Raw genomic sequence first — 11300 nt, forward strand, 5'->3', positions numbered from 1 at the left:
TACGGCGGCTATTTGGCGGAGGTGTTCCGCGCCGGCATCGAGTCGGTGCACCCGAGCCAGCTCGCGGCGGCCCGCTCGCTGGGCCTGACCTACCGGCAGACCATGCGGCACGTGGTGCTGCCGCAGGCCGTCCGGCGGGTGGCACCGCCCCTGCTCAACGATGTCGTGGCGTTGCAGAAGGACGTCGGCCTGGTCTCCCTGGCCGGGCCGATCGACGCGGTCCGGGCCGCGCAGATCGCCACCGCCCAGACGTTCAATTACACGCCGTACATCGTGGCCGGGGTGCTCTTCGTCCTGCTCGCGATCCCGCTGATCGCGGTCACCGATCAGGTGACGCTGCGGGCGGCCCGACGCCAGTCCGGAGGCTGACCATGGACGTGAGGCCGACCGTGGACGTGTTGCGGTGTCGGGGGCTGCGCAAGGAGTTCGGTGGCCAGGTCGTCCTCGACGGGCTCGACCTGACCGTCGCCGAGCATCAGGTGGTGGCGCTGATCGGGGCGTCCGGGTCGGGCAAGTCGACCCTGCTGCGCTGCGTCAACCTGCTGGAGGAACTGCACGACGGGACGATCGAGCTGGACGGCGAGGAGATCTCCGCGCCGGGCGTGGACCCCGACCAGGTACGCCGCCGCATCGGCATGGTCTTCCAGTCGTACAACCTCTTTCCGCACCTGAGCGTGCTGGACAACGTCACCCTCGCCCCGCGCCGGGTGCACCGCCGTTCCCGGGCCGAGGCCGAGGCACACGCCCGGGAGCTGCTGGACCGGGTCGGGCTGGGGGCGAAGGCCGACGCCTACCCGGACCGGCTCTCCGGTGGTCAGCAGCAGCGGGTGGCGATCGTCCGGGCGCTGGCCAACTCGCCCCGGCTGCTGCTGCTCGACGAGGTCACCTCGGCACTGGACCCGGAGCTGGTCGGCGAGGTGCTGACCATGATCCGCGACCTCAAGGCGGAGGGGATGACGATGGTCCTGGCCACCCACGAGATGGGCTTCGCCCGCGACGTGGCCGACCAGGTCTGCTTCCTCGACGCCGGCCGCGTGATCGAATCCGGCCCACCGCAGCAGCTGTTCGCCGGGCCCACCCACCCCCGCACCCGCCAGTTCCTGACCCGCATCATCGAAGCTGGCCGCCTCTGACCGCCCACCCGCCCCGCGGCCACCGTGTTGATCGTGAAGTTGACGGGCGGGACGGCGCTTGCCGACCAGGCCATTTCAGGATCGACGCAACGGGAGGCCCGCAAGTCGCGGTGATGGGCCTGGAATCACCGGCTACACATCGACGTCAACCCCACCGACCGCGATCAGGACGCCGAGCTTGAGCGCCTCCTGGCCGCCGGGGCCAAACTCGTCGACATCGGTCAGCCCGCGGAGGCGTCCTGGCACGTCCTCGCCGACCCAGAAGGCAACGAGTTCTGCCTGCTCAAGCGCCGCCTCGATCCACTCTGACGGCCCTTGCCAAACGATCGACGCAGCCGCCCGCCCACAGCCGCCAACAAGATCGGTCAGCGCCCACCGGGTGGTGGCACTGACGGGTCAACTCCATGGCGAGGGCACGGGTCGATTTGGTCGTTCACCGCAGCGGCGACCTGGGATCACCCCGCTCATCCGGCTGCACCAGGGCCAGCAACGCCGGGCGCAGTCTCGGACCGATCGGTAATCTATTGGTCGAGGCGCACCGACGACGGCTGGATTCAGTCAGGCGCCGAAGCCGACCCGCTGGTTGGCGGCGGTGGCGACCTGGCGGATGGCCAGGGCGGCGTCCAGGGCGGCCACGGTCGATGCCCAGCCCTTGTCCTCGGCGGAGTCGGGTAGGCCGGCGCGGTCGCGGGCCTGCTCGATGGTGTCGACGGTGAGCACGCCGTGGGCGACCGGCTTGCCCTCGTCGAGGGCGACCCGGGTCAGGCCGTCGGTGACCGAGCGGCAGACGTAGTCGAAGTGTGCGGTCGCGCCGCGTACCACCACGCCAAGGGCGACGACCACGTCGCAGCGGCGGGCGAGGGCCTGCGCCACCACCGGCAGTTCCACCGAGCCGGCCACCCGGGCCACCACCGCGCGCGCGCCGCACGCCTCGGCCGCGGCCACCGCCCGGTCCAGCATGTGGTCGGTCAGCTCGCCGTGCCACCGGGCGGCGACCACGCCCACGGTCATCCCCGTCGCGTCGACCGGGGTCGTTCCCGGCTCACCGAAACCCGCCATCGTTGCTACGCTCCGATCTCTTTGCCGGCCACCGGGCGCCCCATCGGGGCCTCGGCCACCTCGTCCAGGTCGAGCAGGTGTCCCATCCGGTCCCGCTTGGTGCGCAGGTAGCGGACGTTCTCCGGGTGCGGGCGCACCGGCAGGCTCTCCCGTCCGGAGACGGTGAGCCCGTAGCCCTCCAGCCCGGCCCGCTTGGCCGGGTTGTTGGTCAGCAGCCGCATCGACCGCACCCCGAGGTCGTAGAGGATCTGCGCGCCGGTGCCGTAGTCGCGGGCGTCGGCCGGCAGCCCGAGGTCGAGGTTCGCGTCGACCGTGTCGCGGCCCTGGTCCTGCAACTGGTACGCCTGCAACTTGTGCAGCAGCCCGATGCCGCGCCCCTCGTGGCCGCGGACGTAGAGCACCACGCCCCGGCCCTCCCGCGCCACCCGGTCCAGCGCGGCGTTGAGCTGCGGGCCGCAGTCGCAGCGCACCGAGGCGAAGACGTCGCCGGTGAGGCACTCGGAGTGCACCCGCACCAGCACGTCCCGGCCGTCGCCGAGGTCGCCCATCACCAGGGCGACGTGCTCGGCGGAGTCGAACTCGCTGCGGTAGCCCAGCGCCCGGAACACCCCGTGCTCGGTGGGCATCCGGGCGTCGGCGACCAGCTCGACCTGCTTCTCGGTCCGCCGCCGGTAGGCGATCAGGTCGGCGATGGTGACCAGGGTCAGGGTGTGCTCGGCGCAGAACTTCTCCAGGTCCGGCAGCCGCATCATGGTGCCGTCGTCGTTGACCAGCTCGCAGAGCACGCCGGCCGGGCGCAGGCCGGCCAGCCGGGTCAGGTCGACGGCCGCCTCGGTGTGCCCGGGACGGCGCAGCACCCCGCCCGTACGGGCCCGCAACGGCACCACGTGCCCGGGCCGGGCGAGGTCGGCCGGCCCGGTGCCCGGGTCGGCGAGCAGCCGGATGGTGTGTGCCCGGTCGGCGGCGGAGATGCCGGTGCTCACCCCCTCCCGGGCGTCGACAGTCACCGTGTACGCGGTCTGCCGGCGGTCCTGGTTGGTGTGGTGCATGGGCGGCAGGTCGAGCCGGTCGCACTCGCTCTCGGTGAGCGGCACGCAGATGAAGCCCGAGGTGTGCCGCACGGTGAAGGCGAGCAGCTCCGGGGTGGCCAGCTCGGCGGCGAAGATCAGGTCGCCCTCGTTCTCCCGGTCGGCGTCGTCCACCACGACGACCGGCCGGCCGGCGGCGATGTCCGCCAGGGCCTGCTCGATGCTGTCGAAGATGGTCGTCCCGCTTCGCTCGTTCATGCGACGGCCTCCGAGTAGGTGGACGGGATCGGGGCGGCCGGGCGGGTGGCCCGCGAGGTGCGCCACCAGCTGGCCAGGCCCCAGACGCAGAATGCGCCGTAGACGAGGTACATGGCCGCCGACGGATAGAACCCGCCGCGCAGCAGCAGTGGCACGCCGACGGCGTCCACCGCGATCCAGATCAGCCAGAAGTCCACCCAGCCGCGGGCCATCCCGTACGTGGCCAGCAGGCTGCCGGTGAGGATCCAGGCGTCCGGCAGCGGCCCCCAGGAACCGAGCGCGCCCAGCACCGGGTAGGCCAGCGCGGTGCCCACGACGGCGGCGGCGAGCAGGCCCAGCCGTTCCCGGCCGGTGGCCCACCGGGGCGCGACGGCCGCACCGCCGGTGGCGGTGCCGAGGCGGCGGGTGCGGGCCCAGCGCCACCAGCCGTAGAGGCTGACCGCGAAGAAGAACACCTGCCGGCCCGCCTGCCCGTACAGGTCGTGTGCCTGCGGGGTGGCGAAGGCGCCGCCAAGGAAGACGGTGAACAGCAGCGCGTTGCCGACCATGCCCACCGGCCAGGCCCAGACCAGTCGGCGCAGGCCGAACAGCGCGGAGGCGAGACCGAAGACGTTGCCGACGATCTCCCGGACCAGCACCGGCGAGCCGGCGACGTGGACCTCGGCGGTGAGCAGCCAGCCGAGCGGGCCGGTCATCACCGCACCGGCCCCGGGGCGGCGACACCGGGCAGTTCGACCGTCGGCCCGGCGCCGTCGGCCGCCCGGGCGCCGAGCAGCCGCTCGACGTACTTGGCCAGCACGTCCATCTCCAGGTTGACCGAGTCGCCCACCGCTCGGGCACCGAGTGTGGTCAGCGACAGGGTGGTGGGGATCAGGCCGACGGCGAACCAGTCCGGGCCGACCTCGGCCACGGTCAGCGAGACCCCGTCGACGGTGATCGAGCCCTTCTCCACCACGTACCGGGACAGGGTGGCGGGCAGCCGGAACCGGACCGTCTCCCACCGCTCGGCCGGCTCGCGGGCGAGCACCTCGCCCACGCCGTCGACGTGCCCCTGCACCAGGTGGCCGCCGAGGCGGCTGCCGAGCGCGGCGGCGCGCTCCAGGTTGACCCGGTCGCCGGCGCGCAGCGCGCCCAGCGCCGACCGGCGCAGCGTCTCGCCCATCACGTCGGCGGTGAACACTCCACCGTCGACGTCGACCACGGTCAGGCAGACGCCGTTGACCGCGATCGAGTCGCCGTGCCGGGCGTCGGAGGTGACCAGCGGGCCACGGACCGCTACCAGGGCCGAGTCCTGCGCCGTCGGGGTCACCCCGACGACCTCGCCCAGTTCCTCGACGATGCCGGTGAACATGCCTAGCCCTCCCTTTTGCGGGGCAGCGCGGTGATCCGCAGGTCGGGGCCGACCTGCGTGACGTCGATGATCTCCAGGTCGATGGCGTCGGTGATGGTGGTGACGCCCGCGTCGACCAGGGCGGCAGGCCCCGCGCCCAGCAGCCGGGGGGCGAGGTAGCCGACCACCCGGTCGACCAGGCCGGCCGCGAGGAACGCCCCGGCGAGCCGCGGGCCACCCTCCAGCAGGACGGCGCGCACTCCCTGACCGTGCAGGGCCGCCAGCAGCGCGAACAGGTCGACGCCGCCGTCCGGGCCGGCCCCCACCTCGGCCGCGGTGGCGATCCAGGTGCGGGCGGCGCCGTCGCGGACCTGGGCGTCGACCGGGGTACGCCCGGCCGAGTCGACCACCACCCGCAGCGGCTGCCGGATGGCCAGGCTGCCGTCGCGCAGATTGCGCACGGTGAGCCGGGGGTCGTCGGCGAGCACGGTGCCCACCCCGACGACCACCGCGTCGACGGTCGCGCGCAGCGCGTGCACGTCCATCCGGGCCGCCTCGGATGTGATCCACATGCTGGTGCCGTCGGCCGCCGCGGAGCGGCCGTCGAGGGTCGCCGCGTACTTCCAGATCACGAACGGCCAGCCCCGGCGCATCGCGGTCAGCCAGGCCACGTTGCCGCTCTCCGCCTCGCTGGCGCGTACCCCCAGGTCGACCCGGACGCCGGCGGCGCGCAGCGTCGCGGCGCCGCCGGTGGCGACCGGGTTGGGATCCGGTACGGCGATGACCACCCGGGCCACGCCGGCCTGCACCAGCGCGGTGCTGCAGGGGCCGGTGCGGCCGGTGTGGTCGCAGGGCTCCAGGGTGACCACCGCGGTGCCGTCCTTCGCCCGCTGGCCGGCCTGGGCCAGCGCGACGATCTCGGCGTGCGGCCCGCCGGCGTACGCGTGGAAGCCCTCGCCGACCACCTCGCCGTCGGCGTCGAGCAGCACGCAGCCGACCACCGGGTTGGGACTGGTCGTGCCGAGCCCGCGTGCCGCGAGTTCGATCGCGCGCCGCATCGCCTCATCGACGGAGACGCTCGCCATCGCCTGCCCATGCCCTCTCGCTCGTTCGCGCGGGCGGGGCGGGAGAGCAGACGGGCCGGCGGCGGAATCCGGGTACGGCACGGCCGCCCCGGCTGGTCGCACGCACGCCGAATTCCGGCGAGCCGTACGGCCCTTCCGTCCCGCGCGCTGTCTCCCATCCGGACTGTCTGGGCGCGGACGGGCCGCACCCAACCGTCGGCCCCGGATTCTCACCAGGTCCACCGGGCGGACGAACCGCTCCCGGGTCGCGGGCTTACCACGGTCGGACCGTGGATCACCGCCGGTTCGGAATTACACCGAGTCCCGCCAGCGCGTGGTGGGTACTGAGGGAAGTTTTACACGCCCTCGGGGGTGTTGGGCCACCCGGGCGAGCTACTTCACATGACGGTAATTGGGATCGGCGACACCGCGCCGGCGATCCACCGCCACGTACGAGCCGGGTTGGCTCTTGGCCACGGTCTTCATCTCGGAGGCGACCGTCATCGCCTCCAGCGGGTCGGTGATCCGCTTGTCGGCGTCGGAGACGGTGACCCCGATGGAGAGGGTGACCAGCGCGGCTCGCCGGATGTTGCCCCGCCGGTCCTTCAGCTCCACGTAGCCGCGTTCCCGGTCGGTGTGATCGTAGAGCGCGTCCGCGGCCCTCTCGAAGTCAGTCGACACCCGCGAGGTGAGCGGCACGACCTGCTCGGGGGCGCAGACGAAGACGAAGTCGTCGCCGCCGACGTGACCGAGGAAGGCCGGCGGCAGCGCCACCGAGACCACCGCCCGGTGCAGGCAACGGGCCAGCGCGGAGATGAAGTCGTCACCCCGGGAGAACCCGTACCGGTCGTTGACGCTCTTGAACCGGTCGATGTCGATGTAGCCGACCGCGTAGTCGGCCCCACCGCGAACCCGGTCGGCGATCTCCCGGCGGATGCGGTTGTTGCCCGGCAGGCCGGTCAGCGGGGAGACCTCGCGGAACTCCTTGTTGCGCCGCAGGGTCGAGGTGACCCGGGCCAGCAGCTCCAGGGTGTCGAAGGGCTTGACCAGGTAGTCGTCGGCACCGGCACTGAGCCCGTTGACCTTGTCCTGGGTCATCCCCTTGGCGGTCAGCATGATCACCGGCAGGGCCGCGGTCATCGGGTCGGCCCGCAGCCGCCGGGTCAGTTCCAGACCGTCGACCCGCGGCATCATCAGGTCGACCACGGCCAGGTCGGGCCGCTGCCGCTCGATCAGGTCGAGCGCCTCCTGGCCGTCGCAGGCGAGCATCACGTCGAAGCCGTGCAGCCGCAGGTTGAACTCGACGAAGCGGGCGATGTCCTCGTCGTCGTCGACGACGAGGATCACGTCCTTGCGGTCGCCGGCGGGCTCCACCTCAGACCCCGGTCGCCGCGCGCTCCGCCAGCCCGCGCAGCCGGCGTACCGCCTCGGCCGGGTCGTCAGCGCCGTAGACGGCGGTGCCGGCGACAAAGGCGTCGGCTCCGGCGGCGGCGGCCTGCTCGATGGTGTCGGCGGCGATCCCCCCGTCGACCTCGATGCGCAGTTCGAGGTGGCCGGCGTCGACGTGCCGCCGCGCGGCACGGACCTTGTCCAGCAGTTGCGGGATGAACCGCTGCCCACCGAACCCGGCCTTGATGGTCATGACCAGCAGCGTGTCGAAGCTGGGCAGCAGGTCGAGGTAGGGCTCGATGGGGGTGTCCCGGTCGATCGCCAGCCCCGCCTTGGCGCCGGCCGCCCGCAGGTCCTTGGCCAGCGCCACCGGATCGTCGCACGCCTCGGCGTGGAAGGTGACGTTGTACGCCCCGGCGTCGGCGTAGCCGGGCGCCCAGCGACGGGGATCCTCGATCATCAGGTGCACGTCGAAGGGCAGCTCGGTAGCGGCCCGCAGGCTCTGCACCACGGGCAACCCGATGGTCAGGTTGGGCACGAAGTGGTTGTCCATCACGTCCACGTGCAACCAGTCCGCGGCGTTCTCGACGGCACGGACCTCTTCGGCAAGACGGGCGAAATCGGCAGCGAGGATACTTGGCGCGACAATCGGCGGCGGTACGGTCACAGGGCCAGTGTACGAACGCGGCCGTCAACCGCTGACAGCACGTCACCAACCGGAACACCCCGTGACGCAGAGGTGACCAATGGTGCAGAATGGTCCCCTTCGGGCCGGCGGAACAGGACGAAGCAGGGCCATAACTGGCCATCCGACCGAATCGCGGCAACACTCCATCAGGGACGGTGACGGTATCGTGCAGGCCGGTGGGTGCGAGGGCCGGCAGCCGGGCGACGGCCCCCGGAAAGGGCGGACGATGCGACGGTGGCTCGCGGCGCTGGCGCTGGCCGGCGTGGCTGCGATTCTGCTGAGCGGCTGCGTACGACCGGGCGGGACGGACGGGGATCTCACCGACGACTGGCCCACGCTGCGCGTGCCGACGATGTTCGTACCGGCCACCGACGCCTGCCTGCCCCGGATCACCGCGGTCGTGCAGGCGAGCACCTACGAGACCGTGGACTGCGCCCGCAACCACCTGGCCGAGGCGGTGCACGTCGGCGAGTTCACCGGCCCGGGGGCCGACGGTCCGCGGCCGGAGCCGGGGTCGGCAGCGCTGCGGACGGCCCGGGCCGAATGCGACCAGCGGGCCCGGCTGGTGCTCGGCGGCGACTGGCACACCGCCCGGCTGACCCTGAACATCGCCCTGCCCTCGGTGTCGGCCTGGAACGGCGGCGCCCGGTGGTTCCGCTGCGACCTGAGCGAGACCGACAGCATCGACAACACCCGGCCGGTCAACCGCACCGGTAGCCTGCGCGGGGCCCTGATCGGCGATTCACCACTGATCCACCGCTGTTTCGACCCGAAGCTCATCGGCGACAACCTCAACTACATGGCCCCGGTGCTGTGCACCGAGCCGCATCGCGCCGAGTTCGTCGGCGTGTACATCGAACGGGACATGACCTGGGAGCAGTTCGTCGGCTCCGCCGATCAGGCACACAAGCGCTGCATGGAACTGATCGCCACGTTCGCCGACGTGCCGAACAATCCCGACTTGCCCTACCGCGCCGGCTCGATCTTCTATCCGCCGTCGCAGCGGGAATGGGACGAGGGCGACCGCGGGGTCCGCTGTTTCCTGTGGAGCGACGACCGCAAGCTCACCGGTTCGATGCGCGGAGTCGGCCCGCGGGGACTACCGGTGACCTGACCGTCGTGCCGTATGCTGCCGCACCGAGGCGTGCCACGATCCACGGGGGCGCAGGAACGGGCGGAGCGAGCGAGCCATCAGGCGCAGCAGCAGCAGTGGTGCCTCGCGCCGCCGCCTCGCTTCGCTCGCGGGCGGCGTGAGCAGGAGGTCGACGGTGATGCGACGGTGGCTGGCCGGGATCGCGTTGGGCGCGGTGGCGACACTGGCGCTGGCCGGCTGTAGCAGGCCGGCCGGAACGGACGGTGACCTGGTCGACGACTGGGCGCCGATGGCCGCCCCCACGGTGTTCACCCCCGAGTCGAAGACCTGCCACACCCGGCTGCAGGAGGTCGGCTACCTGCGGGCGTACGCCCCGGTGGGCTGCGAGCAGCCGCACCGGGTCGAGACCCTGCACGTCGGTACGCTCACCGACGCGGGCGGCGCCAACCCGCCCGCCACCGGCAGCGCGGGGATGCGCGCCGCGTTCGGCGAGTGCGACCGGGAGGTCCGGACCGCGCTGGGCGGCGACTGGCGTACCAGCCGGATCGGGCTGACCGTCGTCTTCCCGTCGCCGCCGGCCTGGACCGGTGGCGCACGCTGGTTCCGCTGCGACGCCCACGAGACGCGCAGCCTCGACGATCCGATCGCGGAGCAGCGCACCGCCAGCCTGTCCGGCTCGCTGGCCGGGTCGTCACCGTTGCGGCACGGTTGCTTCAACGCCAGCATCGAGGGCGACGAGGTGGCCGAGATGGTCGCCGTCAAGTGCACCACCCGGCACCGGGCCGAATTCGTCGGCATCTGGCAGGCCCCGGAGTCCAGCTATTCCGCATTCCTGAAGAACCCCGAGCGGACCCACCGGGCCTGTCGCAGCGTGATCGCCAAATTCGCCAAGCTCCCGGACGACGGCAATCTCCAGTACCGCGTCGGCACCATCGTCTACCACCCCGGACAGGACGAGTGGCGCAGCGGCAACCGGGGGGTGCAGTGCTTCCTGTGGAGCAACGAGCGCGGGCTCACCCGTTCGATGAAGGGCGCCGGCACCAGGGCGCTGCCGATCAACTGACCGCACCCTGGGCCGCGCCGGGTCGGACCCGGCGCGGCAGGGCTTACGGGTGAGCCGCGGCGCGGCTGGGGGTCAGCCGCGGCGCGAATCGGGGTGTCAGCCGCGGCGCAGCACGGCGAGGAACATGGCGTCGGTGCCGTGCCGGTGCGGCCACAGCTGCACCGTCGGCCCGTCGCCGAGCCCCGGCATGCCGGCCGGCAGCAGCGGCCGGGCGTCGACGAAATCCACCGACATGCCGGAGCGGCGGGCCGCCTCGGTCACCGTCACGTGGGTCTCCACGGTGTGCGGCGAACAGGTCACGTATGCCACCACACCGCCGGGGCGGACCGCCCGCAGCCCGGCGGCGAGCAACTCGCGCTGCAGCCGGGTCAGCGCCGGCAGATCCGACGGCTGACGCCGCCAGCGCGACTCCGGCCGGCGGCGCAGCGAGCCCAGCCCGGTGCACGGCGCGTCGACCAGCACCCGGTCGAAATGCTCCTCCGGCAGCTTCGGCTCGGCGCCGACCAGCCGGCCGTCGGTGTTCAGCACGGTGACCGGCAGACCCTGGGTCGCGTTCGCGACCAGCCGGGCCCGGTGCTCGGCCACCTCCACCGCGGTCAGCCGCGCCCCACGCTGCGCCGCGAGCGCCCCGAGCAGCCCTGACTTGCCGCCCGGCCCGGCGCACAGGTCGAGCCAGCGGCCGTCCGGGCCGTCCACCGACGCCGTGGCGAGGGCGTTCGCCACCAGCTGGGAACCCTCGTCCTGGACGTGGGCCCGCCCGTCGGCCACCGCCGCCAGATCGCCGGGGGCGCCGCCGCCGAGATAGACCGCGTACGGCGAGAAGGCACCCGGTGCGCCACCCACCTCGTCGGCCAGCTCGACCGGATCGGCCAGGCCGGGCCGGGCGCACAGGTGCACCGGTGGACGGACGTTGTCCTCGATCAGCAGCCGGGTGGTCTCCCCGAGGTCGCCGCCGAGCGCCTCGGCGAACGCCCGGACGATCCACTGTGGATGGCTGTAGGCCAGCGCGAGGTGACCGATCGGGTCGGTCTCCATCGGCGGCGCCAGGCGGGACACCCACTCGTCGGCGTCGCGGCCGGCGACCTCGCGCAGCACCGCGTTGGCGAACCCGGTCGCGCCCTGGCCGACCGCCCGGACCAGGTCGACGGTCGAGGAGACCGCCGCGTGCGCGGGCACCCGGGTGTGCAGCAGCTGG

Annotated in this window: 12 protein-coding genes and 1 pseudogene; 5 read left to right on the top strand and 8 right to left on the bottom strand. The window is 72.9% G+C overall.

The window, feature by feature from the left end; all coding sequences use genetic code 11:
• The 3 genes and pseudogenes from AB0M52_RS22550 to AB0M52_RS22560 all read left to right on the top strand — a co-directional run.
• On the top strand, nucleotides 1-369 hold a 369-nt coding region (locus AB0M52_RS22550), incomplete at its 5' end, for an ABC transporter permease subunit (RefSeq protein ID WP_363956906.1).
• A gap of 2 nt (nucleotides 370-371) precedes the next feature.
• Nucleotides 372-1133, top strand: a complete 762-nt coding sequence (locus AB0M52_RS22555; protein ID WP_363956909.1) for an amino acid ABC transporter ATP-binding protein — start codon at nucleotides 372-374, stop codon at nucleotides 1131-1133.
• A 129-nt stretch (nucleotides 1134-1262) separates the two neighbouring features.
• Nucleotides 1263-1442: pseudogene (locus tag AB0M52_RS22560) on the top strand (VOC family protein); the annotation flags it as partial.
• Nucleotides 1443-1691: 249 nt separating this feature from the next.
• Here AB0M52_RS22560 and ribH read toward each other — a convergent pair.
• The 7 genes from ribH to rpe all read right to left on the bottom strand — a co-directional run bounded on the left by ribH (nucleotide 1692) and on the right by rpe (nucleotide 7928).
• On the bottom strand, nucleotides 1692-2192 hold the full coding sequence (gene ribH, locus AB0M52_RS22565) for a 6,7-dimethyl-8-ribityllumazine synthase (protein ID WP_363956912.1): 501 nt from the start codon (nucleotides 2190-2192) through the stop codon (nucleotides 1692-1694).
• A gap of 5 nt (nucleotides 2193-2197) precedes the next feature.
• The gene (locus AB0M52_RS22570) at nucleotides 2198-3478 is read right to left on the bottom strand and encodes a bifunctional 3,4-dihydroxy-2-butanone-4-phosphate synthase/GTP cyclohydrolase II (RefSeq protein ID WP_363956915.1); all 1281 of its coding nucleotides are present in this window, start codon (nucleotides 3476-3478) and stop codon (nucleotides 2198-2200) included.
• Nucleotides 3475-4173, bottom strand: coding sequence for a nicotinamide riboside transporter PnuC (pnuC, locus tag AB0M52_RS22575; RefSeq protein WP_363956918.1), 699 nt, complete (start codon nucleotides 4171-4173; stop codon nucleotides 3475-3477). The genes AB0M52_RS22570 and pnuC overlap by 4 nt, the downstream gene beginning before the upstream one ends.
• Nucleotides 4173-4829 (bottom strand): riboflavin synthase, encoded by a 657-nt coding sequence (locus tag AB0M52_RS22580; protein ID WP_363956921.1) that lies wholly within the window; start codon nucleotides 4827-4829, stop codon nucleotides 4173-4175. Before AB0M52_RS22580 ends, pnuC begins: the two co-directional genes overlap by 1 nt.
• Nucleotides 4830-4831: 2 nt before the next feature.
• A complete protein-coding gene (ribD, locus tag AB0M52_RS22585) occupies nucleotides 4832-5893 on the bottom strand; it encodes a bifunctional diaminohydroxyphosphoribosylaminopyrimidine deaminase/5-amino-6-(5-phosphoribosylamino)uracil reductase RibD (RefSeq protein WP_363956924.1) in 1062 nt (353 codons plus the stop codon).
• Nucleotides 5894-6265: 372 nt separating this feature from the next.
• A complete protein-coding gene (locus AB0M52_RS22590; protein WP_363956927.1) occupies nucleotides 6266-7246 on the bottom strand; it encodes a response regulator in 981 nt (326 codons plus the stop codon).
• Nucleotide 7247: 1 nt separating this feature from the next.
• A complete protein-coding gene (gene rpe / locus AB0M52_RS22595) occupies nucleotides 7248-7928 on the bottom strand; it encodes a ribulose-phosphate 3-epimerase (RefSeq protein WP_137778440.1) in 681 nt (226 codons plus the stop codon).
• 247 nt (nucleotides 7929-8175) lie between these two features.
• On the opposite strand from rpe, the gene AB0M52_RS22600 reads away from it, so the two are divergent.
• Together AB0M52_RS22600 and AB0M52_RS22605 are read left to right on the top strand one after the other, a co-directional pair.
• A complete protein-coding gene (locus AB0M52_RS22600; protein WP_363956931.1) occupies nucleotides 8176-9063 on the top strand; it encodes a septum formation family protein in 888 nt (295 codons plus the stop codon).
• A gap of 157 nt (nucleotides 9064-9220) precedes the next feature.
• The gene (locus AB0M52_RS22605) at nucleotides 9221-10105 is read left to right on the top strand and encodes a septum formation family protein (RefSeq protein ID WP_363956937.1); all 885 of its coding nucleotides are present in this window, start codon (nucleotides 9221-9223) and stop codon (nucleotides 10103-10105) included.
• Between the two features lie 96 nt (nucleotides 10106-10201).
• Here the strand turns inward: AB0M52_RS22605 and AB0M52_RS22610 are convergent.
• Nucleotides 10202-11300, bottom strand: a 1099-nt coding sequence (locus AB0M52_RS22610; RefSeq protein ID WP_363956934.1) for an RsmB/NOP family class I SAM-dependent RNA methyltransferase, incomplete at its 5' end; no start/stop codon positions are given.

The organism is Micromonospora sp. NPDC051296 (assembly GCF_040682255.1).
In the GTDB taxonomy this organism is placed as follows: domain Bacteria; phylum Actinomycetota; class Actinomycetes; order Mycobacteriales; family Micromonosporaceae; genus Micromonospora; species Micromonospora craterilacus.